We start from the raw sequence: 26,500 nt of genomic DNA, 5'->3' as shown, positions 1-26,500 counted from the left end.
AATACATGGACTTATACTGCGACCCTCGCGGTTAAACGGCGGTCGCTATTTCTTTACAAATTTAGTCAGAATAACGATTCGCTGACCTTCCACGCGCCCTTCGATATGCTCAGGGTTCGAGGTCAGGCCGATATTGCGTACCGCTGTGCCACGTTTGGCAACCAGGCTGCTGCCTTTTACATCTAGATCTTTGATCAGGGTGACGGTATCACCGGCGGCCAGACGCACACCGTTGGAATCAAGATGCACCACATCTTCGTCTTCAGCAATGGCGGCTTCGGCCCACTGTTGGGTTTGCTCATCTAGGTATAGCATATCCAGCATATCGCCGGCCCAGCTGTGCTCGGCACTTAATTTATTCAGTAGGCGCCACGCCACAACTTGTACCGCAGGTACCTGGCTCCACATGCTGTCGTTAAGGCAGTGCCAATGGGTGTCGCTTAACTGATCTTGGTTTTGTAATTGCTCGGCACAAAAACCACATACTAGGATGGATTTGTCGGAATGGGCTTCACCTTCCGGTGGTACGGCGTACACGCTTAGGTGGTCGCTGCTGGCACATAATTCACATTGGTTGTTGCTACGATCGCGTAACGTTTGTTCTATGCTCATAAAAATCAGTACTTAATAGAGTAGAGTAAAGCCCAATTATAACCAATATACCCATACAAAAGGTATTGTTTTAGGAACTGTTGCCTTTACAGTAAACCTTTAGGGGAGGCAGTCCCTAATTAATTCGTGTACATAAATGTACAAAAATGCTTTTTTGCACCACAGAAAGAGTCATAATAACAAGCTCTTGCGATCTGGCTTGGCCATGGCAAGTGCATTTTTGGCTCTGTTGGAGGAATGCCGTGCGTCGTTTTTTTATTAGTCTACTGCTTATTTTTTCTCTGGTGTTGCTGGCCTTTGCCGTTACCGAGCCGGCACTGACTATAGAAGCAAAAATTGCCAAGTCTGAATTGGCAAGCAGTGCCGTTGAAGCCATTACCGAGGAGGGTGACAGCCAAAGCCGGTATATGCTTCAGACCTTGTCGCAAATGCTCGGTCTGGATCGACTCGAAGGGCATATTGAAGCCTATGGCAAGACGCGCAGCATCTGGGGGACTGTGATGGAGTTGTACCAGCATGACAATGTTTTGGTGGCCGTGCTGGTAGCTATGTTTTCCGTGGTGGTGCCCCTGTTTAAATCCACATTGCAATTTGTTGTTTTGCTGCTTGGACCTGGGCCGAGAGTTGGGAGCCGACTTGGACGAGTGCAGGGGCGTTTGCAAAGGGTCACTGCTATGCTGAGCAAATGGAGCATGGCCGATGTGTTTGTGCTGGCGCTTATCATCACCTATCTGGGTGGTAATGCCGATGGCCACTTTGGTCAATTAGTCATAATGCAGGCGCAGTTACACCAGGGCTTTTGGCTGTTTCTCGGCTATTGCCTGGTGTCCATAATCACCAGTATTGTGTTACATCGACAGTGCCAACTATGGAATAGGGCCTAGAACACCTGAAGTTTTAGGCCCAGTTTCTGCCATTGCCTTTGTTCCGCTTCCAGATCTGCGGCGAACAAGGTGTGCTCCTTAAGCCACTTTCCCTTAAATTCCACGTTCAATGAATGGCCATCCACAGTGATGGCAAACTGAGGTTTACTCTGTGCCTGGCGCTTGCGGTTAAGCAAGACAGCCAAACGAAACAGGACGATCAGCCGATAGAGTGTGGCCTGCGGCAGATGAATAAAGTCGGGCATTTCTCTGAGCTTGATTTTCTTGCGCGAGAAACGGGTTAAGGTTGCCAGCAGTTGTTGCTGCTCCTGAGTAAAGCCGGGCAACTGGCTGTGGGCAATAATATAAGCGCTGTGCTTATGCAGTGCGGAGGAATTGATGCTCAAGCCAACCTCATGCAGTTGTGCGGCCCAGTTAAGAACGGCCAAATCCTCTTCGCTTAATTGCCACGGCTTGGCAACATGAGGAAAAAGCCATTGCAGGGAAGCGCATACATTGGCGGCGTGCTCGGTATCTATCACATAACGGGCACTTAAGTTGGTGATGGTGGTAACGCGGATATCCTTGTCCGTGAGTTTGTCATGAAGCTCATGCAGCAGGCCTTCACGCAGCGAGTAATCGCAATAACTGAGCTTTTCTATATTCAGCGAGCGCATTACCGCAATCATAATGGCTAAACCTCCGCAAAAGGTGCCACGGCGCTCGGGCACCAGCTCGCTATAGGGCAGATTATCGAAGTGGCCAGCGGCGCAGCTGCTGTTCATTAGCTGTAATAAATCGTCCAGGGTCAGATCCTGGTTCAGATCACCCTGATGGCAAACGGCGGTCAACACCTTGGCGGTGCCCGAGGTGGCCAGCACATGCTGCCAACCTAGTTGACCATAACTGGTGGTGATTGACTCCAGCTCCTGCTCGGCGCGTAAAATGGCGCGATGAAAACGCTTTTTGGTGATCCGGCCATCGCCGAAAAACTGCTGCGAATAACTGACACAGCCCATATTTCGACTGCTGAGCGCCAAATGCTGATGATGCTCGCCGATCACCAGCTCTGTGCTGCCACCGCCTATATCTATCACTAAACGGCGGCCTTCATGATGCATATGATGAGCCACGCCCTGGTAAATAAGTCGCGCTTCTTCCTGACCGGAAATTACCTCGATATGAAAGGGGAAAATCGCTCGCGCTCTTTGCATAAAGCGTTTAACGTTACGGGCCCGGCGCAGAGTATAGGTGGCGACCACCTTAACGTTGGCGGCGGGAAAGTCCGCCAGGGTAAGGGCAAATTGCTTGAGTACAGCAACCGCCCTGTCTATGGCTTCATCGCTGAGGCAGTAGCGGTGATCCAGCCCCGCGGCCAGATAGACCCGTTGTTTTTCCTTATGCAGTACCTCGAAGCGGCCATCGACTTCACGTGCTAGCAGCAGGTGAAAACTGTTCGATCCTAAGTCAACGGCGGCGTAGGTAGTGGGCTCATTGGTTTGCACGGCTGCTTTCCCATTTCTTCAGGTAATCATGTATGGCTATCTGCGAGCGGATTTTCTTTTTATTACCGCGACGCACATAGTGATTTTGTTGTTGTGCGTCAATAATACGAGCTTTGCTGCGGTCGCGCCATTGCAGTTCAAGAATATCTATGATCACCTGCTGCAGGGCCGGGCTGTAGATGGGGACCCCGACTTCGACGCGATGATCCAGGTTACGGGTCATCCAGTCGGCGGAGGAAATATAGACCTTACTTTGTTCATATTTACCGAACACCATGACTCGCGGGTGCTCTAAAAAGCGATCCACTATGCTGATAACCTTGATATTCTCGCTTAATCCCTTAATGCCTGGCACCAGGGAGCACATACCGCGAATAATCAGGCGTATCTTCACCCCTTGCTGCGAAGCCAGATAGAGCTTGTCGATCAGTTCCTTATCTACCAGGTTGTTGATCTTGATAAGAATGCTGCCGTTACGCTTAAGCTGGCACTGCTCTTCAATCAAACTGTTGATACGCTCGCGGGCATTGACCGGCGACACCATAAGGTGTTCAAAGTTAAATGGCTTGTAGCTGTGCTCGATAAACTTAAAGACGTTGTCGCATTCCTCACAAATGGCAGGATCTTTGGTGAACAGGCTAAAGTCGGTATAGATTTTCGCTGTTTTCTCGTGGAAGTTACCCGTGCCTATATGGGCATAGGAAACGATTTGCCCCTGCTCTTTACGGTGGATCACGCAAAGTTTGGAATGCACCTTCAAAGACGGGATACCGAAGATAACCTTGATGCCAGCCTCGTCCAGGGATTTGGCCCATTCAATATTGTTCTGCTCATCGAACCTGGCCTTGAGCTCCACCATGACGGTCACCTTTTTACCATTTTTGGCGGCATTGACCAGGGCGCCAATTAAGCGCGACTGGCTGGCAACACGATAAATATTGACCTTGATATGCACCACATCCGGGTCGAAGGAGGCCTGGCGCACATAGTTCAAAAAGTGATTAAAGGTGTGATAGGGGTAATAGAGTAAGATGTCTTCATGGCTGATGGCATCAAACACGCTGCTAAAGCGCTCAAAGGCATGAGAGCGCAGGCTCGGCAACGGGCTGTTTTCTAAATAGCGACGACCTACATTGGGAAAGGCCAAAAAATCGCGGAAATTACGGTATCGGCCACCTGGGATCAGGGCATCAAAGCGGTTGATACCTAAGCGTTTACGCAGCACCTTGTGCATTTCGCTGGGCATAGTATGGTCGTATACCAGACGCACCGGCTCGGAGCGCAGGCGCTGTTTTAAGCCCTTGGACATCTTGTCCAATACGCCTTCTTCGATTTCATCATCGAGATTGTATTCGGCATCTCGGGTCAGTTTAATGGCGTAGCCACGAATGGAGTCGAAGGCGAAAAAGTTGCCGAATACATCTTTAAGAAAATAAAGAATAATATCATCGAGCAGCACTATGGTCTTTTGGCGCCGGGTTCTTTCTGCCGGCAGCACCACAAAGCGCGGCAGGCGATTGGTCGGCACCTCCAGCAGGGCGTAGTGATTTTTGTCATCCTGCATTTCCACGAACAAATAGGTCATGGTGTCGTTGATATGGCCCGAGTAATTCTTGTTTTCGTCCACCAAAATAGGTGACAGGTGTTCAAGTACCTCGGCCTTAAAGAAACCACCCAGCCATTGCTGATGAAAGGGGCTGAGCTGCTCTGGGCGTTTTACATGGATATTGTGTTCGGTCAGGGTCTTAAGAATATCATCATAGGCGACATTGAAATCATGACCCAGGGTTATGACCTTGTCCTGAATTTGCTGCATTAAGGCCTCATCTTCGTCAAAATTGGCGTCTGGCAGCTTGTTAAGAAGAATTCGGCGCTTTACATCGGCAACCCGCACCTGGAAAAATTCATCGAGATTATTGGAGAAAATACCTAAAAAGCGAATACGCTCGATAATGGGATTAGTTGTATCTCTCGCTTCTTGCAATACCCGCTCGTTAAACGATAACCAACTCAGCTCTTTGGGATAATAGCTGGTGACGTGCAGGTCGACTTGTTCCATGTTCATAACACACTCAGAATAAAGGGCTGGCTAAGTGCGCTAATTTATTGCAGAAACATGACCGAAATATGACAGGGGCCGCAGCCTTGCCTATTTCGGTCGTAAGTTTTTGCCGCTAATCTTCGATATCGACGATCACATCCGAGGTAATGGATTCTAGCGCTTCAATAACCACGTCTCGACTCATTCCCGCAGGTAAGGACACGGTCGCCATGGCGCTGAAAATAGGCACGCCCCAGTTAGGTGCGCTTTGTCGCTTTGATGTCAGATGGGTGATATTGGCCCCCTTATGACGGATCACGGTTGCCAGCTCTTGTACTATACCCGGGCGATCATTGCCGGTGATCACCAGGTTAATTAACTCGGCGGTTGCGGCGTTGGTGAGGTCGCCGGATTCGACGCGAATTTCCAAATGCGCAATGCTATTGAGGGAATCTTGTAACTCGCGCAGGTGCTCTTCGGCCACTTCGACTTGTACGATACCGGCAAACTTACCGGCAAGATGGGAAAGGTTACTGGCTAACCAGTTACCATGGTGACTAAGAATTACGGAAGCAAGGTCTTCTAAGAGGCCGGGGCGGTCTTGGCCGATTACGGTTAATACTAACTGCTGCATAGGTTACTGTCTCTTTATTATTGTGAGTGAAAAGCCCGTTTAAGGGAGCATATATAAACCCCAGAGAATTCGTTAAGGCAATGTTAATTATAAAGTTTTAAATAGGTTTGAATATTTATTCAAATCCTTCATCAGCAAGTATTGACCCCTTTTTTAAGTTTGTCCAATTGTTGCAGTGAGGATTTTAACTCCCGGGTCTGCTCGGCTAAGAAGATTAAAATTCAGCTTTTCGTAGCAGTTTTAGAGCCATGTAACAAAACTGTCATTTTGATGAAATATAATCCGCACATCGTCAAGATCTAAGGGTAAGTTGATGACTTCCAATCCGCAAAACCTGTCATTTAGCACGGATAGAAGCCGTCTGTTTAAAGACAAAATAGCTCAGTTTAGTATTACCTCAGGTGGGGTAATGGTACTCGTGGCGCTGTTGCTGATATTTTTCTATCTCCTCTATGTAGTACAGCCAATTTTTGAATCGGCTGAAGTTCAAGAGCGCGCACATTTCACCGTAGACCAGCAAGAAGTAGTAGGTCTAGGCCTTGAAGAGCAAACCGAGGTCGCTTACTTGCTTAAGCGCAGTGGTGCCGTTGATTTCTATAATATCCAGGGGACTGATTTCGGTAAGCAGATCACCGAACTGACGGCAGAGTTGCCGGCGGCAGTGTCCAGCTTTGCAACCAGCGCGCCGCACCAAGGCTTGTACGCCTATGGTTTGGATAGCGGTGAAGTGGTTATCGTAAAGCCCAGCTTTCAGGTTACCTTCCCTAACAACCAGCGTAAGATGACGCCTGTCCTTAATTACCCCTTAGGCAGTGAGCCGTTAACGGTTGACCAGCAGGGCGCTGCCATAAAGCGCTTCGCCTTTGCTCAAGCTGAAGGCAAGCTTGTTGTGGTTGCTTTGACCGCCGATAAGCGCGTGGTATTTAGCGCCTATATGGGTGAAGAAAACTTTATGACCGGCGAAACCGAATGGGTTGCGGAGCAAACCGAGCTGGATATCGACGGTCGTATTGATGAGCTGTTGATCTCTCCCGATGGCAGTCGCGTTTTTGTGCGTTCGGCCAACCAGATTTATATCTTCGATAGCCGTTATGCCGATGATGTGCAACTGACACAGATTTTGGCGGCGAATGAAGAAAACGCCAATATTGTTTCTGCGCAGCTACTTGCCGGCGCCAACTCGCTAATGTTGGCCAATGACAACGGTGAAGTGTCGCAGTGGTTTGAGGTGAATACCGATGAGGGTAAGGAATTTAAGAAAATTCGTGCCTTTGAAACCTCAAAGCAAAAAGCCATTAATATTTACTCTGAATTCTACCGTCGCACCTTCTTTACTACCGGTGCCAACGGTGAGCTAGGCCTGTATTACACCACCAGTGAAGCCAAGCTATGGCAGGGCAAGGTGGCCGAAGGAGCCATTAAGAACTTTGCCGTTGCTCCGCGTGCTAATGCTGCGTTAATTCTTGCCGACAACAAGGTGAGCGTGCTGGAAATTGAAAACGAGCACCCAGAAGTAACCTGGTCTGGTTTATGGCAAGAAGTTTGGTATGAAGGCTACCCTGAGCCGGATTACATCTGGCAGTCAACGTCGGCCAGTGATGACTTTGAATCTAAATTCTCTTTGGTGCCTATTTCATTCGGTACCTTAAAAGCGGCCATGTACGCCATGCTGTTTGCCGTGCCTATCGCTCTGTCTGCGGCCATTTACACCGCCTACTTTATGTCGAGCGAGCTCCGTAAGGTGGTTAAGCCAACGGTTGAAATTATGGAAGCCTTACCAACGGTTATCTTAGGTTTCTTGGCCGGTCTCTGGTTGGCGCCGTTAATTGAGGAAAACCTCCCGGCCATTGTCGCTCTCTTGGTACTGTTGCCTATAGGTATCTTAGCTACTGCTTTGGCATGGACTAAGCTGCCGGAGCATATTCGTCACCGTATTCCAGAGGGCGCACACTCGATTATTCTTATTCCTGTGGTGTTGTTTATCGGTTGGTTGTCATTTGCCATGAGCGGTAACCTCGAAGCCTGGTTCTTTGGTGGCAACGTGCGTCAGTACATCACCAACGAGTTAGGCATGACCTTCGACCAACGTAACTCTTTGGTTGTGGGTATCGCCATGGGCTTTGCGGTTATTCCGACTATTTTCTCGATTGCCGAAGATGCGGTATTCAGCGTGCCTAAGCACCTGTCGAACGGCTCTCTGGCGCTGGGCGCCACCCAATGGCAAACCCTGGTGCGCGTAGTATTACTTACCGCCAGCCCGGGTATCTTCTCGGCTATTATGATGGGCCTAGGTCGCGCCGTGGGTGAAACCATGATCGTACTGATGGCGACAGGTAACACGCCAATTATGGATTGGAGCATTTTCCAAGGTATGCGTACTCTGGCGGCCAACATAGCGGTAGAAATGCCGGAGTCAGAAGTAGGTAGTTCGCACTACCGTATTCTTTTCCTCGCCGCCTTTGTGCTGTTTATTTTCACCTTTGTCTTTAACACGCTTGCTGAGTTTGTTCGTCAGCGCCTGCGTGAAAAGTACAGCTCACTGTAATTAGAGGAGAAACGACATGATAAGACAGTGGTTTAAGTCTGGTTCTCCTTGGATTTGGATGACCGGTGGTGCGGTAAGCATCAGTTTGATTTCGGTAATCGGCCTGCTGGCCTTGATCGCATGGCGTGGTCTGGGCTTCTTCTGGGCCTCACCGGTACACGAGTTTCATATTCAGGGCTCGGTAGAGCAGCACACGGTAATAGGTGAAATCTATGACCACGAAGTTGTGCCGGCCAGCCGCGTACGCCAAGCGGGCGTAGACTTGGGTGACTTCCAGGGGGAAGAACTAACCCGTTACCTGATCAAAACCGGTAACCGTGAATATGTGGAGTTGGATTTCCGTTGGATTTTGGAAACCGACATCCAAAGCCAATCGACGCCCCATAACCTGGCCGTGTTCGAACGTTCTAAAAACGGTAACTTCTATGGTTATATAGAACAGGTGATCGAAAACGGTCAGCCGGTTCAAGGCGACCTGGAAGAAAAACTCGAAGAGCTGGTAGAGCGTGCGGTAGATCTGAATGAACAGGCGCTGGACCTGCAAAATGGCGACATTGGTCATATTAACTACGAGCTTGAGCGCCTGCGTTTAAAAGAGCGTGGCTATGAGCTTGATAACGAGTTGACTCATGAGCGTGCCGCTGAGCTTGAAGCCCAACGTAAGACCTTGCGTGAACAGTATAAAGAGCTGGAAAAAACACTTTTCCAACTGCGTGATGACGCCAAGCGCGATCAGGTTGTAGTAAAAGACATGCGCGGTGAGCTGGTAACCCTGCCACTGTATCAGGTGCTGGATTTCTGGTTGCCGAACGACATGGGCTTCTTTGCCAAGGTGGGTCATTACTTCGGCCAGTTGGGCAAGTTTATTTCTGACGACCCTCGTGAAGCGAACACTGAGGGCGGGGTATTCCCAGCCATCTTCGGTACCGTATTTATGGTTATGCTAATGGCAGTGATTGTGACTCCATTTGGTGTGGTTGCAGCCATTTACCTGCACGAATATGCGGCGAAGAATGCGGTAACCAAGATGATCCGTATCGCGGTAATCAACTTGGCCGGTGTACCTTCGATTGTATACGGTGTATTCGGTCTTGGTTTCTTCGTTTACATGCTAGGTGGCAGCATAGACCAATTGTTCTACCCGGAAGCGTCGCCAAGCCCGGTATTTGGTACTCCTGGTGTGATCTGGTCGGCATTGACACTGGCTATTTTGACTCTGCCTGTGGTTATCGTATCAACCGAAGAAGGTTTATCACGTATTCCAAGTCAGGTGCGTCAGGGCTCATTGGCTCTGGGTGCTACCAAGGCTGAAACCCTGTGGCGCATCGTGGTGCCTATGGCCAGCCCGGCCATTATGACCGGTCTGATCCTGGCGGTGGCCCGTGCGGCCGGTGAGGTTGCACCTCTGATGCTGGTGGGTGTAGTGAAAATGGCACCAACTCTGCCACTGGATGGTAACTTCCCTTATGTGCACTTAGATCGTAAATTTATGCACTTGGGTTTCCATATTTATGATGTAGGCTTCCAAAGCCCGAACGTAGAAGCTGCGCGCCCACTGGTCTATGCAACTGCATTCCTGCTGGTCACAGTGATTATTGCTCTGAACATCACGGCAATTGGTATTCGTAACCATTTGCGTGAGAAGTTCCGCGCGCTAGACAACTAATGTAAAGAATTGAGATAGGTAAAAACGTTATGATTACAGTTGCAACCGAAGTAAACGCAGCAAACACGCACAAGTTGGATCTAACCAATCTGACCCCAGAGCAAACAGCGTTACAGATTAAAAACCTCGATCTTTACTACGGCGAGAAGCAAGCACTGGCAAATGTCAGCATGGATATCCCCAAAGGTCAGGTAACCGCATTTATCGGTCCATCTGGCTGTGGTAAGTCGACGCTATTGCGTTGTATTAACCGCATGAATGATCTGGTTGATACCTGTCGTATCGAAGGTCAAATCCTGCTGCACGGCGAAAATATTTACGACAAGCGTGTCGATGTTGCGGCCCTACGCCGTAACGTCGGCATGGTGTTCCAGCGCCCTAACCCCTTCCCTAAGTCGATTTATGAGAACGTGGTATATGGCCTGCGCCTACAGGGCATTAAAGACAAGCGTAAGCTGGATGAAGTGGTGGAAAAATCACTGCGCGGTGCGGCCTTATGGGATGAAGTTAAAGACCGACTGCACGACAGTGCCTTTGGTCTTTCAGGTGGTCAGCAGCAGCGTCTGGTGATTGCCCGTTCAATCGCGATTGAACCTGAAGTTTTGCTTCTGGATGAGCCGACCTCGGCACTTGACCCAATTTCAACCTTGGTTATCGAAGAGCTGATCAGCGATCTAAAAGATAAATACACTGTGGTAATAGTGACACACAACATGCAACAGGCAGCCCGTGTGTCAGACCAAACCGCATTTATGTATATGGGTGAGCTAATTGAGTATGCAGATACCAATACCTTGTTCACCACGCCAAGTAAAAAGAAAACCGAAGACTATATCACTGGTCGTTACGGTTAAGCTGTGATGGGCGTAGCAATGCTTGCTATCATTATTAGGTAAGAATTAAGAAGGCCATTATGGAACACAATATTAATAAGCATATCTCCGGTAAATTTAACGAAGAGCTGGAAAATGTGCGCAATCATGTACTAAGCATGGGTGGTTTGGTTGAGCAGCAACTAAACAGTGCCTTAGACGCCGTAGCCAAAGGCGACGGCGAACTGGCGAAGAAGGTAAAAGAAAACGATTACCGTGTTAACGCCATGGAAGTGAACATAGATGAAGAGTGTACGCGCATCATCGCCAAGCGTCAGCCGGCGGCGAGCGATTTACGCCTGGTTGTTGCCATCGCCAAAACCATCGCCGATCTAGAGCGTATCGGCGATGAAGCCGAGCGTATCGCCAAAGTAGCCTTGGATTCTTTCACCAAGGATCAGCAGGGCTTGCTGGCGAACATGGAAAACATGGGTCGCCTGGTGTCAAAAATGCTGCACGATGTGCTTGATGCTTTTGCCCGTATGGATGCGCAAAAAGCGTTTGAAGTGCACAAGGCCGATGAAAAGGTCGACCGTGAATACGAAGCCCTGACGCGTCAGATTATGACCTACATGATGGAAGATCCGCGTTCAATTCCGCGTGTAATGGAGCTGATCTGGTCGGTACGTTCACTGGAGCGCATAGGTGATCGTTGTCAGAATATTTCTGAGTACGTAATCTACTTTGTTAAGGGTAAAGATATTCGCCACGTATCACAGGATATGATTGCGAAGACCATCTAACCGGTAGCAAGATGTAAGGGCAAAAGGACTTTTGCCCTTTTTTATGTTCATATTTTTCGCCGTCTTGGAGTTGGCAAAACATTGATGAATTGAGCATGAAAATTCATGCGTTCGGGTGATTAATAAGGTAAAATCACGCCCGAAGCATAAAGATGCAAATCGAAAATAAATTGACACTGGTAGCGATTATAGGAGTCATCCTAAGACGTTTCCGTGACTTATTTATGACGATTTTATTGCAAACTAAGATTCAAAGGGTCAATTATGCCTAGTAATGCGTTTTTAGGGGTTTTTGCAAAATCACCTATTAAACCAATCGAAGATCATATAAAAAAGGTGCACAAAGCCAGCGCCATGCTTATTCCATTTTTTGAACATGTGTTTAAAAAAGAGTGGCATGAAGCGGAAGAGTTACGCCTTAAAATTCGCTCACTTGAACGTGAAGCGGACGAGTTAAAACGTGAAATCCGTCTTAACTTGCCACGTGGTTTGTTCCTTCCAGTTGAGCGTACCGACCTACTTGAGCTGATCACTCATCAGGATAAGATTGCTAATAAAGCAAAAGATATTGCCGGTCGTGTTGTTGGTCGTGAGATGACAATCCCAGAGACCATTCAAAAAGACTTTTTGCAATATTTATCCCGCTGCGTGGATGCAACTAAACAAGCATCAAAGGCAATTAACGAGCTAGACGAGTTATTGGAAACCGGTTTTCGCGGTCGCGAAGTTGTGCTGGTGGAAAAAATGCTGGTTGAGCTTGATGCCATTGAGCAAGACACGGACGACATGCAAATCAGATTGCGTCATGAATTACGTCGCATCGAAGACACGATGAACCCAGTTGATGTGATGTTCTTATACAAGATCATCGAATGGGTGGGTGATTTAGCAGATATCGCTGAACGAGTTGGTGCTCGTTTAGAAGTGCTGTTAGCCCGTTAACATTGCCCGGATTTAACTCAGTGAAAGGTACAGAGTTAAATCACACAAAGTTAAAAAAATAAGGTTTTTCTGATGGATATTATTTCGTCCTACGGTACCCTGTTAGTGCTTGTTGCCGCAGCGGTAGGTTTCTTCATGGCTTATGGTATCGGTGCAAACGATGTAGCCAACGCCATGGGTACTTCTGTGGGCTCTAAAGCCCTAACGATCAAACAAGCAATCGTCATTGCGATGATTTTCGAATTTGCCGGTGCCTACTTGGCTGGCGGTGAAGTAACATCAACGATCCGTAAAGGTATTATTGATGCCGCCCCATTTGCTGATATCCCTGAACTTATGGTTCTGGGTATGATTGCCGCGCTCTTTGCCGCGGGTAGCTGGTTATTAATTGCCTCTTTCCTAGGCTGGCCTGTTTCAACAACTCACTCAATCATTGGCGCCATCATAGGTTTTGCCCTGGTTGCCGTGGGTAGTGAAGCGATTCAGTGGACTAAGGTTGCAGGCATAGTCGGTAGCTGGATTGTCACCCCGGCGATCTCTGGTTTTATCGCTTATCTTATCTTCATGAGCGCGCAAAAGCTGATTTTCGATACCGAAAAGCCGCTTGAGAATGCCAAGCGTTTCGTGCCTATGTATATGGGTCTTGCCGGTTTCGTAATGTCTCTTGTGACTATCAAAAAAGGCTTAAAGCACATAGGCATTAACTTGGGTGCAGTGGAAGGCTATATGCTTTCTATCGGTATCGCCGTTATTATCGCCATTATCGGTAAAATCGTTATTCAACGTATGAAAATGGACCCTAAAGCCGACAAGAAAATGCAGTTCAACAACGTTGAAAAAGTGTTTGCGGTATTAATGGTTCTGACCGCCTGTTGTATGGCCTTTGCCCACGGTTCAAACGATGTAGCTAACGCCATCGGTCCACTTGCTGCGGTAGTAAACATTGTTGAGAACAATGGTGAAATCGCTAAGAAAGCGGCGCTGGCCTGGTGGATTCTACCTCTTGGTGGTATTGGTATCGTTGTTGGTCTTGCGCTACTAGGTAAGAAAGTAATTAAAACTATCGGTGAAGGTATCACTCACCTAACGCCTAGCCGTGGTTTTGCTGCCGAGCTTGCCGCTGCTTCTACCGTTGTTATCGCCTCAGGTACAGGTCTGCCTATCTCTACCACGCAAACCCTGGTTGGTGCGGTATTGGGTGTAGGTATGGCCCGAGGTATTGCCGCGCTGAATATGGGCGTAATAAGAAATATCGTTGTTTCTTGGGTAATTACGTTGCCTGTTGGTGCCGCACTTGCTATTGTAATCTTCTACGTATTACGAACAGCATTTGGCGTATAAAGCGTAGGCGCTGAGCGCCTGCCACGACTAAACAGTCTTTTAGCTTGAAAAGATCTCAACGCCCCAGGTGTTGGGGTCTTTTTATTTATGGGCATAAATATGACGAACCTACCCAGTATTAAGCAGCTTCAGTATCTCTTAGCCGTACACCAGCATCAGCATTTCGGCCGCGCCGCCAGCGCCTGTTATATAGGTCAGTCGACCTTAAGTAGCGCCATTCAGAACCTTGAGGAAAACCTTGGGGTGCAGCTCATCGAGCGGGAAAATCGCAGCCTGATGTTTACCGCCATCGGCGAGGAGGTGGTGGAAAAGGCGAAGAAGATCATCGACGACACCATGAGTGTTAAAGAGCTTACTCGCAGTCACTTGCATCCACTTAGTGGCTCGCTCACTATTGGCATTATTCCTACTATTGCCAGTTTTGTGGCTGCGCCGCTGCATTGCTATTGTAAGGCCACCTTTAAAGAGCTGGATCTGGTGCTGGTAGAAGACACCAGTGATAAGTTGCTCGATAAACTCGAGCATGGCCATATAGATATTGCCCTGCTGGCCTTACCTTATGAAACCAGCCGTTTTCATACCCAGATCCTCGCTAAAGATAAGTTTTATCTGGTGCATCATAAGGATTACCAGATTGACTCTGAGGTCGATTACAACCTGCTACCGGAGCACAGTGTCTTCTTGCTTGAGCGAGAGCACTGTATGACGGGGCATGCCCTTAGTGCCTGTAACCTAGAGCGAGCTAGCTGTATTAACCCTTTTGAGGCCAGTAACCTACATACCCTGCTTTCCATGGTGGAGTACAAGCTGGGCGTTACCTTCTTACCGCAAATGGCGCTCAATGCCGGGATTTTAGACTCCAAGCCCTTGCTGGCGGTGAGCTCGGACTCGGATGCCCATCGTGATGTCGGCTTAGTTTGGCGTAAAACCACGGGGCGTATCGGCGACTTCCGTCTCTTCAGTGAGAAGGTTGGCGAGTTTCTTCGCACCTGCTGCACGGTTGGCAGCGAATAATATTTGTTGAAAGCGGCTTAGGCCGCTTTTTTTATAAATAAATTTAATTTTTCCAAACTTTTTCCCACTGCCTTGCAACTAACCTAATAACACAATCAATTGATTGCTTAATTACGTGATTTTTAACTCAGAACAACGGCTAATAATAAAAGCACAAAGCGGCAGCAATAAAGCCTGGCTGACCCTGGTGAAACGCCATGAGAAAAGGTTGTATAACCAGTGTCTAAGGTTGCTTCAGCACCCGGATGACGCCCTAGATGTGATGCAGGAAACCTTTATCAGTGCCTATCAAGGTTTGGGTCAGTTTAATGGCCAAAGTCAGTTGCACACCTGGTTGTTTCGTATCGCCTATAACAAGTCGGCGGAGCATTTTCGCCGCCACCGCCAGCATCAGAGCCTGGATGAGGTGGCAGAGCCAAGCAGTAATGTATTGCATATGGAGCGCCCCTTAATGCAGGCGCAACAAAATCAGCGGCTGCTAGCCGAGCTTGCCAGATTACCCTTTGAGCAAAGGGTGGTGGTGGAAATGAAATTCTTCCAACACTGCACCTTTGAAGAAATTGCGCAGCAGCTGGAGGTGTCGGCCAATACGGTTAAAACACGTTTGTATGCGGCTTTGGGTCGATTAAAACCGCAATTGGAGGTTCATGATGGCCAAACAAAATAATCTTGAAGCGCTTTTTGACAGAGCCTTAGATGGCGAGCAGTTGAGTGCGGATGAAATGGCGGCGTTGAGCGGCGATCCTGTGTTTGGCCCCATGCTTAAACAGGCCGAATATTGGCAAGGGGCTACTGAGCAGTTTGCTGCGCAGGATGTTCCTCAAAGCTGGCAAGCTGAGCGGTTATTTCCATTAACGCCGACCTCAAGCCAGTATTTTCCCTGGGTAGCTGCAAGCATTATGAGTTTTACCATGCTCTTTGGCGGTTACCAGGTGTATGGCACTAATCAGCAGCTGGTGGCGCAAATTCAACAGCAAGAGCAAACCTTAGCCGAGCAAAAACAGCAGATGCAGCAATTGAGCGAGGCCCTGGTGGCACAGTCGCAGTGGCAAAAGGAAGCCTTAGCGGATATAGCCACACAAACCGTGGATATCGCCCGCAGTGAGCGCCAGGATGCGATGGCGACTCTGGTCGATTACATCAATACCCAGCGGGCCCAGGATAATGCTTATTTGCGCATGCAGCTCAATGATATTGCTGAACAAATTGAACAACAGCCGCCTTATAGCACGGCTTACAACACAGAGAGTCAATGATGAAAAAGTACTTTATAGCAAGCGCTGTGGCGCTAGGTGTGGCTTCCTTTACTAATGTTGCGCAAGCCGGTGAGTTTGACCAGGTGCAGCGCCAAATTGGCATAGTGGAAAATATTCTGAGCACGGCGTTAAAGCAGGATCTAGAGCGTCAATCGGTGCAGGTTTCCAGTACCTATTTGGCCGACCAGGGGGTGCTGTATCGAATTCGTCTGGATAATCATTTTGTCTTTGTAACCGAATTTGATGATATGCCCTTGCCGCCGCTGCCGCCTGAGGCCGTGATCACCGCAGATTCGGTGACCATGAATGATGGCCATATGGAATTTGTAAATGGTGAGGTCGTAGGTACAGAGTCCAAGGAAATCATTATTGAGTTGGAAGATATTCGTGAGCAATCGGAGCAAATGCGTGCCAGCGCTGAGCAGCAGAGGGAGTTGCGGCATCGCCTTCGCGAGCTTAACCGCGAGCAAAGGGAAGTGAGAATCCAATCCAAGCTTCAGGATGACAATAAGGAGCTCACCGAGCAATTGCAGAAAATAGAGCGTGAAATCGTCAAGTTGCGCGAGGAAAAAGACACGCTCGATGCCAAAAACAAGGTGCTGGTCAAAGAAGTAAAGGTGAAACGTTTAAAGCAAAAGGAAAAGCAACAACAAGAGCAGCAGGAGCAATTACAAAAAGCACTCACCAGTGTAGCCCGCAGTCTCTGCGATTATGGTGTCGGGATGCGTGATATCAGTGATGAGCAATTTGTAAATGTGCAGTTTAGCCAGGCGCGTAACCAGCATATGGCGGTGTTTAAAAAATCGGATATCAACCGTTGCGTAAGTGGCAAGCTGGATCATAAAGACTTGCTAAGCAGAGCGAAGCAATACGCTTTATAGCAGGCGGGTATGAGTTGCACACATCAATGATGTACACCCAGACTCAGTACCAAGCTTAACACCCTGTAGTGCACTACAGGGTTGTTTTTGAGCCAAACTGAGGTTTTTCCAAGGCTGGTAGAAACAGCAGGTACACCCAGATCACTAAATTAAAGTAGGGCACCAGACCCAAGGCCAGAAAGAGCTTAACCGGATAGCCTTTACGTTTGGCATGCATATAACATTGCCCAGCTATAAAGAGGTTGACGCACAAAAGTAGAGTAACTAAAAAAAACATGCCGACTTCCTTTATTTGTAGTCTTCCACACCCCTGAACACAGGCGGTGACGCGGAGTTCCTGAACCAGTAACCTGGTTTGCCACATTCCATTGTTGGGCCATTATTAGTTTTTTTGTTGTGCCACCTTAGTTGGCACGGGTAGCGCATTTATACCAATTGCTATTAGCCGTCTTGCTTGTATCTTTGGCAAAGGCACAGATAAGCTCAGACAGACCATGAACTATTCAGTATAGACAAGCAGTTGCAGAGCAAAAGTCACGCTAGTTAAAAAACAATCAACTTGTGGTTAGTTTAATGTTTTTGCAGCAAATATTTTTTGATTTTCTTCGGGGTATGAAGCGGTCACCCTTTTATGGCAGAACTCTAGTCTATGGCGAATCCAAAGCTCGGGCTGGTTAGTGTGCTTGATTTCGGATTGGGGAATCACTAGACTTGGCGCGATTTTCAGCACCCTGGAGAGCCCGACATGCGTGTGGCCGATTTTAGTTTTGATTTACCCGAAGAGTTAATTGCCCGTTTTCCACAAAAGGAGCGCAGCCAAAGCCGCTTGCTTAAGGTGGATGGTAACAGCGGTGCGACCTCTCATCATATTTTCAAAGACATTATCGACTTTATCGAGCCTGGCGATCTTTTGGTGTTTAACAATACCAAGGTGATCCCGGCGCGCATGCACGGCAATAAGGCTTCCGGCGGTAAGGTGGAAGTGCTGGTTGAGCGCGTATTGGATGATAAGCGGGTTTTAGCTCATGTACGCTCGAGCAAGTCACCTAAGCCTGGCACCATGCTGCTCCTTGAAGGCAAAGCAGAAATGGAAATGCTTGGCCGTCAGGGGGAGTTATTCGAACTGGAATTAAAAGGCGAGGGTTCGGTGCTGGAGACCCTGGAACAAATTGGTCATATGCCTTTGCCGCCTTATATCGACCGTCCGGATAACGACGAAGATAAACAGCGTTATCAGACCGTTTACGGTGAAAAACCCGGTGCCGTGGCGGCGCCGACCGCTGGCTTGCACTTTGATGAAGCCCTGATGCAGCAGCTAAAAGACAAGAATGTTGAGATGGCCTTTGTCACCCTGCATGTGGGAGCCGGCACCTTTCAGCCGGTGCGCGTAGAGAGCGTTACCGATCACCATATGCACTCGGAATACATTGAAGTGCCAGAAGAGGTGGTGGCCGCAGTGCAGGCCGCTAAAGCGCGTGGCGGTCGAGTTATCGCCGTGGGTACAACCTCGGTGCGTTCTTTGGAGTCGGCAGCGAAAATCGGTGGCGGCGAGCTTAAAAGCTACTTTGGCGACACGGATATCTTTATCTTCCCCGGCTACCAGTTCAATGTGGTCGATGCCATGATCACCAACTTTCACTTGCCAGAGTCCACCCTGATCATGCTGGTCAGCGCCTTCTCGGGGCAAACGCATATTTTGGATGCCTACCACGAGGCCATCAAAGAGCGTTATCGCTTTTTCAGTTATGGCGATGCCATGTTCTTAACCAAGCAAACAAGTTAGCTCTAGGTCTTTCATTCCTTGCAGGTCGGGCTTTTAGCCCGACAAGTATGCAAAACTGTCACCTTGTCGGCCTAAAGGCCGACCTACAAACATACACCCCTTGCTGCCTGTAGGTCGGGCTTTCAGCCCGACAAATATGCACAACTGCCACCATGTCGGCCTAAAGGCCAACCTACAAAACGCGAAGCTGCGAGCATAACCTAACCCACCCCCCTTTTATTTTTTCGATTTGCCCCAATTCATAGTATTGCCGTGCCAAAAAAGGTAGAATCGGACGGTTAAATTGCGCCTAAGTTCGCAACAGTTAAGTAGAGTTGGACTGTTTTTCCGACCGATTGAGGTTCATATGAAATTTGAATTAGATACAACCGATGGCAAAGCCCGTCGTGGTCGCTTGATTTTTGACCGTGGTGTAGTGGAAACTCCGGCATTTATGCCCGTGGGTACTTACGGCACGGTAAAAGGCATGACTCCTGAAGAGCTAAAAGGCACGGGAGCGCATATTTGTCTGGGTAATACTTTCCACCTGATGTTGCGCCCGGGCACTGAGATCATCAAACAGCACGGTGATCTGCACGACTTTATGGGCTGGGATAAGCCTATCCTGACCGATTCAGGCGGCTTCCAGGTATTTAGCCTGGGTGCTATGCGTAAAATCTCCGAAGAGGGTGTGTTGTTTAGCTCACCGGTGAACGGCGAGAAAATCATGCTAAGCCCGGAAAAGGCGATGCAAGTGCAGCGCGATCTAGGTTCAGATATTGTGATGATCTTCGATGAATGTACGCCGTATCCTGCAACCGAAAAGCAGGCTAAAGATTCTATGGAGCTGTCGCTGCGCTGGGCAAAACGTTCTAAAGAAGGTCATGGCGACAACCCGTCGGCCTTATTCGGTATTATCCAAGGCGGCATGTATCCAGAGCTGCGTGCGCAATCGCAAGCAGGGTTGGAAGAAATTGGTTTCGACGGTTATGCCCTAGGTGGCTTGTCCGTAGGTGAACCAAAAGAAGACATGATCAACATCCTGGATCACTGTGCCTACAAGATGCCGGAGCAAAAGCCACGTTACCTTATGGGTGTGGGTAAACCGGAAGATATCGTCGAGGCGGTGCGCCGTGGTATCGATATGTTTGACTGTGTTATGCCGACGCGAAATGCCCGTAATGGTCACCTGTTTATTACCGATGGCGTGGTGAAAATCCGCAACGCCGTGCATAAAACCGATACAGCGCCACTTGATAGCGAATGTGATTGCCATACCTGTACTAACTTCTCACGCGCGTATCTGCATCATTTGGATAAGTGTAATGAGATCTTAGGAGCACGCCTTAACACTATCCATAATTTGCGTTATTACCAACGCCTTATGGAAGGGTTGCGTGAAGCCATTGCCGCAGGAGAGCTTGACGCATTCGTGGCGGACTTTTATGCTCGCCGTAATCTGCCGGTTCCTGAACTTGCTGAAACAGAATAACTGCCAGCCCGCCTTGTGCGGGCTTGCGTATAAATTAAGACATTAAAATTAATAGTTACATACTGAAGGGGAACACCTGATGAGTTTATTTATTGCTAACGCTCATGCCAGCACAGCTGGTGCCGCACCTGCTGGTGGCGGTTATGAAATGCTAATCATGCTGGCCATTTTCGGCTTGGTATTTTATTTCCTGATCTACCGTCCACAGGCTAAGCGTGTAAAAGAGCACAAGAGCCTGATGAGCGCCCTAGCCAAGGGTGATGAAGTCCTTACGCAAGGCGGCCTTGTGGGTAAAATCACTAAGGTAACCGAAGACAAAGACTTCGTAACCATCGCCTTAAACGACCAAGCTGAAGTGACTGTACAGAAAGCCTCAATTTCTGCCGTGCTACCTAAAGGCACCATGAAGTCACTATAAAAAGGAAAGATACGTGTTAAATAAGTATCCTTTATGGAAGTATTTACTCGTGCTTTTAGTGCTTGCGGTAGGGGTGCTATATGCCACCCCTAACATCTATGGTCGCGACCCTGCCATTCAGGTAACGGGCGCCAAAGGTGCCGACGCAGACCTAAGCGCACTAGATACGGTAAATACCATCCTTAGCGAAAATAAAATTGAATCCAAATCGAGCAAGCTGGAAGACGGGCAGATCCTGGTTCGCTTTAAGAACGTAGAAGAACAACTAAAAGCTCAGGACATCTTGCGCGACAACTTAAGTGAAGACTACATCTCAGCCATTAATATGGCGCCGGCACAACCCGAGTGGTTGAAGTCGATTGGTGGTAATCCAATGAAGCTGGGTCTTGACTTAAGTGGTGGTGTGCATTTCACCATGGAAGTTGACATGGTGACCGCTATGGACAATGCACTCAACCAGATGGAACAGGACTTCCGCTCGGATTTACGTGAAGAAAAGTTACGTTATCGTACCATTCGTCGTGTTGCTGGCAGCGACTCGGTGCAGGTAGTTATGCGCAGCGAAGAAGATAAAGGCGCGGCGGAGAAATTCCTGCAAGGCCGTTATCAGGGCTATTTGTTTAGCGACGACAGCAACAACGACAGCGGTTTTGTGGTAACCATGAGCGAGCTGCGCATCAAAGAGTTGCGCGATTACGCCATCAAGCAAAACGAAACCATTATTCGTAACCGTATTAACCAAATCGGTGTGGCCGAGCCAAACGTACAGCGCCAAGGTGCTGAGCGTATTATCGTCCAGCTTCCGGGCGTCCAAGACACGGCGCGAGCCAAAGAAATCCTGGGTGCTACGGCTACCCTTGAGTTCCGCGAAGTGGATCAAGATGCCGATCCAGGCCTTGCCATGCAGGGTCGTGTGCCGCCGGGCACAGAGATCATCATGGATCGTACGGGTCGTCCCGTGGTGCTTAAAAAGCGCGTGATCTTAGAAGGTAGCCATATTACCGGTGCACAATCGAGCCTGGATGAATACCAGCGTCCGCAGGTAAACATCTCGCTTGATTCCAAAGGCGGCGCCAAGATGGATGCCTTTACTAAACGCGCTATTGGCAAACCTATGGCCACGGTATTTATTGAGTACAAGCCATCCGGTGAAGTGGATGCCAATGGTAAAGCCCTGCCGCCGATCAAGGTGGAAGAGGTTATCAACGTGGCTACCATCCAGGCGCGTTTAAACCGCAGCTTCCGTATTACCGGTCTTGATAGCCCGGCTGAAGCTCATAACCTAAGCTTGCTGCTTCGCGCTGGTGCCCTGGTTGCACCGATTCAAATCGTTGAAGAGCGTACCGTGGGTCCAAGCCTGGGTCAGGAAAACATCGAAGCGGGTATGACAGCGGTTGTCCTTGGTTTTGCCTTTGTGCTTGCCTTTATGTTGCTGTACTACAAGGGTTTCGGCATGGTTGCCAACCTGGCGCTTGCTGCCAACCTGATTATGATTGTCGGTGTTATGTCGATGATCCCTGGCGCCGCTCTGACGTTACCTGGTATTGCCGGTATCGTACTAACCGTAGGTATGGCGGTTGATGCCAACGTACTTATTTTTGAGCGTATCCGTGAAGAGCTGGCCGATGGCCGCAGCCCACAGCAGGCGATTCACTTCGGTTACGACAGCGCCTTTAGCACCATATTTGATGCCAACATCACCACCCTGATTGCCGCGGTTATTCTGTTTGCAGTGGGTACAGGCCCGATTGCCGGCTTCGCGGTAACTCTAGCCATTGGTATTTTGACATCAATGTTTACAGCCATTGTCGGTACCCGTGCGGTGATCAACCTGATCGTTGGCGGCAAACGCATTGAAAAGCTGTCGATATAGGAGCAACTAAGCATGCAATTATTAAAAGTAAAAGGCACCTTGCCATTTATGAAAGCACGCAAATTGGCAATGGGTTTCTCCATCTTGCTGATCTTTGCTTCTGTCGCGTCGTTTTTCGTTAAAGGCCTTAACTTTGGTTTGGATTTCACCGGCGGTACCGCCGTTGAGGTAGGTTTTTCACAACCGGCCGATCTAAGCAATGTGCGTAAAGTACTTGCCGAAAATGGCTTTGCTGAAGCGTCGGTACAGCTATTTGGCTCCAGTAAAGACGTCTTGGTGCGCTTGCCACCTCAGGGTGAAGGCGTAAAGGCCGAGGTGATTGGTAACCAGGTGATGACGGCAATGAAACAAGCGGATGCCGATGCGCAAATGCGTCGTATCGAGTTTGTTGGCCCAAGTGTGGGGGAAGACCTTAAAGAGCAGGGCGGTTTGGCCATGTTAACGGCGCTTATCTGTATCTTGCTTTATGTGGCGATGCGCTTTGAGTGGCGCTTCGCACTGGGTGCGGTATTCGCGCTTTTCCACGATGTGGTGTTAACCATGGGCTTGTTCTCATTACTCGGTCTTGAGTTTGACTTAACCATCTTAGCGGCCATCTTGGCGGTAATAGGTTACTCACTCAACGATACCATAGTTGTATCTGACCGTATTCGTGAGAACTTCCGTAAAGTGCGTACCGATGACACCTTAGAGATCATCGATATTTCATTGACGCAAACTCTGAACCGTACCCTGGTAACCTCAATCACCACCATCTTGGTATTGATTGCCTTGTTTGTATGGGGTGGACAGACCATTCACGGTTTTGCTACGGCATTGCTATTTGGTGTGTTCATCGGTACTTACTCTTCAGTGTACGTTGCCAGTTCGGTAGCCGTGGCGCTAGGTGTGAGTAAAGAGGATTTGATCCCGGTAGAGGTGGAAAAAGAAGGTGCGGACTTAGACGCCATGCCTTAATCGCCTTTCTTGCGATTTTAGTGCGATATATAGAAAATGCCGCTTTTCAGCGGCATTTTTTTTTTCGCCTGTAGGTCAGCCTCTCAGAGCGACAAGAGCGCACTAACCTACACTTAAATCAAAAAGGAGAAAAATAAACCTTTTCATATACTTGTCATATTCAAGTGCTACCCTGCGCCACCGTTTGTGCTTTTAGTGTAGTAGGCCGGTGAATACGGACTTGATAGCAGAATTAACCTTGATATTGCGGCAGCGGTCGATCACAACCCTATTTCAGCCTATTTTCGATGTTACGCAGCAGCAAATAATTGGCTATGAGGCCTTGAGCCGAGGCCCAGAAGGCAGTCCCTTGCACGCTCCGGCCGTGTTGTTTCAATGTGCGCAACAGGCGCGTAGGCTCTCCGAATTAGAATTATTATGCCGCGAAACGGCCATTGCCACCTTTGCCAAGCTGGGACTGACAGGTAAGCTGTTTTTAAATGTCAGCCCTAATACTTTGCTTGAACCCGCCCACCCAAAGGGGCAAACGCTACACTTGTTACGTAAATATGGCCTGGGACCTGAGCAGGTGGTTATTGAGCTCACCGAGCAGGATAAGGTCGAGGATGCTAGGCTATTACGAATAGCGGTGGAACATTATCGTGAGCTTGGTTTTCAAATCGCCATTGATGATTTGGGGGCTGGTTACTCTGGGTTAAAGCAATGGTCTGAAATACGCCCCGAGCTAGTCAAAATAGACAGGTATTTTATCGACCATTGTGATTTTAGCCCGGTCAAACGGGAGTTCTTAAAATCCATTATCGACTTGGCTAAGGCCACCAATACTCGATTGATCGCCGAAGGAATAGAGCGCTTTGAGGAATTTCAACTTCTGACCAGGCTGGGCATAGACAATGTTCAGGGCTACTTGTTGGCCTGTCCCAGCGCACAACCCGAGTGTCACTATCGGCATCAGCATATGCCTGAGTCGACATGGAGAGCGAGCCCAGCTCGTCGTGAGCAGAGTTTAAATATAGGTTACTTAGCGCAGGCCAAACAGGCCTTGTGCCTGCAGACCAGCTGCAGTGAGGCACAAAAAGTATTTGCCGAGGACAATAATGCCTCTTGTGTGGTGGTGTTAGACAGCGAGCGTCGCCCCGTGGGTCTGCTTTATAAAGAGCGGCTTAGTGAGCTGTTTTCGACTCCAGTTGAGCATGCATTTTATGATAGACAAGCTATCAGCGCGGTAATGGAACGCTCGCTTCTTGTGGTTGATGAAAATGATACCTTGGATAGCGTTAGTCATCAGATCACCGATGGCGACCTTGATATTCGTCGTCATATCATTGTCACTCGCGAGCAGCAATACCTGGGAGTGGTGCCACTGCGAATTATCCTCAAGTACATAACCGAGGAAAAGGTGCGTCATGCCCAACATGCCAATCCGCTGACCATGTTGCCCGGGAATATTGCCATCAATGAAGCCATTGAGCAGCGTCTGCATACAGGCAGCTCCTTTACCCTGGCTTATTTTGACCTCAACCATTTTAAGCCCTTTAACGACCTCTATGGTTATGACAATGGCGATGGGGTGATCAAGCTGGTGGCCAAGCTTATTCGTCGCCATACTCAGACAGTTCCCTGTTTTGTTGGTCATATAGGTGGCGATGACTTTATGGTTGTGTTCGACGACCCTCAGGCGCAGGCTATTTGTGCTGCGGTTATCGCTGATTTTGATCGCCTGATCGAGGGCTATTTCAGCACCGAGCATATCAAGGCCAAAGGCTATTGGAGTTGCGACAGGCAGGGAAGGCGTCAGTTTATCCCTTTACTGTCTTTAGCCGTTGGTTTGGTCTCCCCTGATATCAATTGCTGCCATAACGGCCATCAGGTTGCGGCTCTGGCTGCCGATGCGATAAAAGAAGCCAAGTGCCAACTGGGCAGTTATGTATTTTGTTGCCAGCGTCGCAAGCCCGCGGCGCCCTTGTATCGTTTGCATCAGCAAGATGTGAGCGCCCACCGTCATAGTTTGAGAAATTAAAGCGCTCACCTGTCCCTAGTACATAAATTTAGCTGTTTGCTTATGAGCCGCCGTTTGATAATCTGTGCCGCAGTTGAGTCGAGGGTTGTTATGAAGCTGCGCTTTTTAGGGTTTACAGTTGGGTTAATAATGGCATCCATGGATGTGAGTGCACAGGTGTCAGACGAGCACAGCGCGGCACGTGGGCACTGTGATGTAGAGCTGACCCATGGCCTGATCATCACTCAGGACACCATTCGCATTGTTGATAATAACCAAACCCGGGTGCAGATTAACCAGGGCAATCAGCTGCTGGTGCGAGGTCAGTGGATTGAACTCGATGCCAAGGAAACGGAAATTCTTGAGCAATACAATCAAATGATCCGCGATACAGTTCCCGAATTGGTGGAGTTGGCTACCGATGGGGTCAATATCAGCCTGAGCGCCATTGAGAATGTGGTCACAGGCCTTTCCGATAAAGAGCCCGAAGTGCTTAAGGCGCAACTCCAGTATGTGGAGCAGGCGCTGCGCAATAAATTCAAACGAGGCGATGATTTCTTTTATATCGCCCCTCAGTCCCTCTCTAAGCTTGATGACTTCTTTGCTGAGGAAGTATCGAAAAAGATTCATACCGCAATTCAGGGCTCGCTGGGAGCCATGTTGATAGCACTCGGAGATGCCCTCGAATCCCGTGAGGGGAATATTGAGGAACGCATCAGTGATGTGGGCACCCGGATGGAAATTATTACCGCAGAAATCGACAAATCCCTGCAAAAGAAAGCCGAGCAGCTAGCACTGAAATCGGAAGAGTACTGCAACTGCTTGAATATGCTTGATACCACAGAGTCCAAGCTGCAAAAGCTGGTTCCAGAATTAGCCGACTTTGATCTGGTAAAAATTAAATCTGAAATGTAGGTCGGGGTTTGCCGCCATACTTGTAGGTCAGGCTTTAGCCTGACAAGAGAGCAATGCAGGAGCACATTGTCGAAAGCCCGACAATGGAACACCGCTCTTTATTATCGCCTGTAGGTCGGGCTTTCAGCCCGACAATAGAGCATCAATCTTCCTTTGTCGGCGCAGAGCA

Annotated in this window: 23 protein-coding genes; 18 read left to right on the top strand and 5 right to left on the bottom strand. The window is 48.8% G+C overall.

Going from position 1 to position 26,500, the window contains the following annotated elements; translation table 11 throughout:
• Nucleotides 1-45: 45 nt before the first annotated feature.
• On the bottom strand, nt 46-612 hold the full coding sequence (locus tag C2M35_RS06080) for a PhnA domain-containing protein (RefSeq protein WP_105200127.1): 567 nt from the start codon (nt 610-612) through the stop codon (nt 46-48).
• A gap of 242 nt (nt 613-854) precedes the next feature.
• On the opposite strand from C2M35_RS06080, the gene C2M35_RS06075 reads away from it, so the two are divergent.
• Nucleotides 855-1,496: a paraquat-inducible protein A gene (locus C2M35_RS06075; RefSeq protein WP_233999540.1), complete on the top strand. Its 642-nt coding sequence runs from the start codon at nt 855-857 to the stop codon at nt 1,494-1,496.
• On the opposite strand, the gene C2M35_RS06070 is transcribed toward C2M35_RS06075, so the two are convergent.
• The 3 genes from C2M35_RS06070 to C2M35_RS06060 all read right to left on the bottom strand — a co-directional run bounded on the left by C2M35_RS06070 (nt 1,493) and on the right by C2M35_RS06060 (nt 5,655).
• Nucleotides 1,493-2,980, bottom strand: coding sequence for a Ppx/GppA phosphatase family protein (locus C2M35_RS06070; RefSeq protein ID WP_234000031.1), 1,488 nt, complete (start codon nt 2,978-2,980; stop codon nt 1,493-1,495). The two genes, C2M35_RS06075 and C2M35_RS06070, sit on opposite strands and share 4 nt — an antisense overlap.
• On the bottom strand, nt 2,967-5,045 hold the full coding sequence (gene ppk1, locus C2M35_RS06065) for a polyphosphate kinase 1 (protein ID WP_105264842.1): 2,079 nt from the start codon (nt 5,043-5,045) through the stop codon (nt 2,967-2,969). Before ppk1 ends, C2M35_RS06070 begins: the two co-directional genes overlap by 14 nt.
• Before the next feature lie 109 nt (nt 5,046-5,154).
• Nucleotides 5,155-5,655, bottom strand: coding sequence for a glycine cleavage system protein R (locus C2M35_RS06060; protein WP_105200130.1), 501 nt, complete (start codon nt 5,653-5,655; stop codon nt 5,155-5,157).
• Nucleotides 5,656-5,968: 313 nt separating this feature from the next.
• Between C2M35_RS06060 and C2M35_RS06055 the strand changes: the two genes are divergently transcribed.
• The 10 genes from C2M35_RS06055 to C2M35_RS06010 all read left to right on the top strand — a co-directional run bounded on the left by C2M35_RS06055 (nt 5,969) and on the right by C2M35_RS06010 (nt 16,915).
• Nucleotides 5,969-8,200, top strand: coding sequence for an ABC transporter permease subunit (locus C2M35_RS06055; protein WP_105264841.1), 2,232 nt, complete (start codon nt 5,969-5,971; stop codon nt 8,198-8,200).
• A 16-nt stretch (nt 8,201-8,216) separates the two neighbouring features.
• Nucleotides 8,217-9,866, top strand: coding sequence for a phosphate ABC transporter permease PstA (pstA, locus tag C2M35_RS06050; protein ID WP_105264840.1), 1,650 nt, complete (start codon nt 8,217-8,219; stop codon nt 9,864-9,866).
• A gap of 29 nt (nt 9,867-9,895) precedes the next feature.
• Entirely contained in the window at nt 9,896-10,720 is an 825-nt protein-coding gene (gene pstB, locus C2M35_RS06045) for a phosphate ABC transporter ATP-binding protein PstB (protein ID WP_105200133.1), read from the top strand.
• A 59-nt stretch (nt 10,721-10,779) separates the two neighbouring features.
• Nucleotides 10,780-11,481 carry a phosphate signaling complex protein PhoU gene (gene phoU / locus C2M35_RS06040; protein WP_105200134.1) on the top strand — a complete coding sequence of 234 codons (702 nt, stop codon included), beginning with the start codon at nt 10,780-10,782 and terminating at the stop codon, nt 11,479-11,481.
• Nucleotides 11,482-11,745: 264 nt separating this feature from the next.
• On the top strand, nt 11,746-12,423 hold the full coding sequence (locus tag C2M35_RS06035) for a TIGR00153 family protein (RefSeq protein WP_105200135.1): 678 nt from the start codon (nt 11,746-11,748) through the stop codon (nt 12,421-12,423).
• Nucleotides 12,424-12,495: 72 nt separating this feature from the next.
• A complete protein-coding gene (locus C2M35_RS06030) occupies nt 12,496-13,764 on the top strand; it encodes an inorganic phosphate transporter (protein ID WP_105214811.1) in 1,269 nt (422 codons plus the stop codon).
• A gap of 99 nt (nt 13,765-13,863) precedes the next feature.
• Nucleotides 13,864-14,778, top strand: a complete 915-nt coding sequence (locus C2M35_RS06025) for a hydrogen peroxide-inducible genes activator (RefSeq protein WP_105200299.1) — start codon at nt 13,864-13,866, stop codon at nt 14,776-14,778.
• Between the two features lie 115 nt (nt 14,779-14,893).
• Nucleotides 14,894-15,445: an RNA polymerase sigma factor gene (locus C2M35_RS06020; RefSeq protein WP_105264867.1), complete on the top strand. Its 552-nt coding sequence runs from the start codon at nt 14,894-14,896 to the stop codon at nt 15,443-15,445.
• The gene (locus tag C2M35_RS06015; RefSeq protein WP_158677924.1) at nt 15,426-16,034 is read left to right on the top strand and encodes a hypothetical protein; all 609 of its coding nucleotides are present in this window, start codon (nt 15,426-15,428) and stop codon (nt 16,032-16,034) included. Before C2M35_RS06020 ends, C2M35_RS06015 begins: the two co-directional genes overlap by 20 nt.
• Nucleotides 16,031-16,915 carry a hypothetical protein gene (locus tag C2M35_RS06010; protein WP_158677923.1) on the top strand — a complete coding sequence of 295 codons (885 nt, stop codon included), beginning with the start codon at nt 16,031-16,033 and terminating at the stop codon, nt 16,913-16,915. Before C2M35_RS06015 ends, C2M35_RS06010 begins: the two co-directional genes overlap by 4 nt.
• A gap of 73 nt (nt 16,916-16,988) precedes the next feature.
• On the opposite strand, the gene C2M35_RS06005 is transcribed toward C2M35_RS06010, so the two are convergent.
• Complete coding sequence (locus C2M35_RS06005; protein WP_105264837.1) at nt 16,989-17,192, bottom strand: hypothetical protein; 204 nt, start codon at nt 17,190-17,192, stop codon at nt 16,989-16,991.
• A 468-nt stretch (nt 17,193-17,660) separates the two neighbouring features.
• On the opposite strand from C2M35_RS06005, the gene queA reads away from it, so the two are divergent.
• The 7 genes from queA (at nt 17,661) to C2M35_RS05970 (ending at nt 26,331) form a co-directional block, all read left to right on the top strand.
• On the top strand, nt 17,661-18,698 hold the full coding sequence (gene queA / locus C2M35_RS06000; protein ID WP_105264836.1) for a tRNA preQ1(34) S-adenosylmethionine ribosyltransferase-isomerase QueA: 1,038 nt from the start codon (nt 17,661-17,663) through the stop codon (nt 18,696-18,698).
• 346 nt (nt 18,699-19,044) lie between these two features.
• Nucleotides 19,045-20,169 (top strand): tRNA guanosine(34) transglycosylase Tgt, encoded by a 1,125-nt coding sequence (tgt, locus tag C2M35_RS05995; RefSeq protein WP_105214796.1) that lies wholly within the window; start codon nt 19,045-19,047, stop codon nt 20,167-20,169.
• Between the two features lie 79 nt (nt 20,170-20,248).
• The gene (yajC, locus tag C2M35_RS05990) at nt 20,249-20,587 is read left to right on the top strand and encodes a preprotein translocase subunit YajC (RefSeq protein WP_105200142.1); all 339 of its coding nucleotides are present in this window, start codon (nt 20,249-20,251) and stop codon (nt 20,585-20,587) included.
• A 13-nt stretch (nt 20,588-20,600) separates the two neighbouring features.
• The gene (gene secD, locus C2M35_RS05985) at nt 20,601-22,460 is read left to right on the top strand and encodes a protein translocase subunit SecD (protein ID WP_105264835.1); all 1,860 of its coding nucleotides are present in this window, start codon (nt 20,601-20,603) and stop codon (nt 22,458-22,460) included.
• 12 nt (nt 22,461-22,472) lie between these two features.
• Entirely contained in the window at nt 22,473-23,417 is a 945-nt protein-coding gene (secF, locus tag C2M35_RS05980; protein WP_105200144.1) for a protein translocase subunit SecF, read from the top strand.
• Nucleotides 23,418-23,637: 220 nt separating this feature from the next.
• Nucleotides 23,638-25,437 carry a bifunctional diguanylate cyclase/phosphodiesterase gene (locus C2M35_RS05975; RefSeq protein WP_105264866.1) on the top strand — a complete coding sequence of 600 codons (1,800 nt, stop codon included), beginning with the start codon at nt 23,638-23,640 and terminating at the stop codon, nt 25,435-25,437.
• Between the two features lie 129 nt (nt 25,438-25,566).
• Nucleotides 25,567-26,331 (top strand): YggN family protein, encoded by a 765-nt coding sequence (locus tag C2M35_RS05970; protein ID WP_105258234.1) that lies wholly within the window; start codon nt 25,567-25,569, stop codon nt 26,329-26,331.
• The last annotated feature ends 169 nt before the right edge of the window (nt 26,332-26,500 follow it).

It is taken from the genome of Pseudoalteromonas sp. T1lg76 (genome assembly GCF_002964725.1).
In the GTDB taxonomy this organism is placed as follows: domain Bacteria; phylum Pseudomonadota; class Gammaproteobacteria; order Enterobacterales; family Alteromonadaceae; genus Pseudoalteromonas.
Note: the sequence above shows the minus strand (reverse complement) of the source record. Positions and strands in the feature narration are given on the sequence as shown.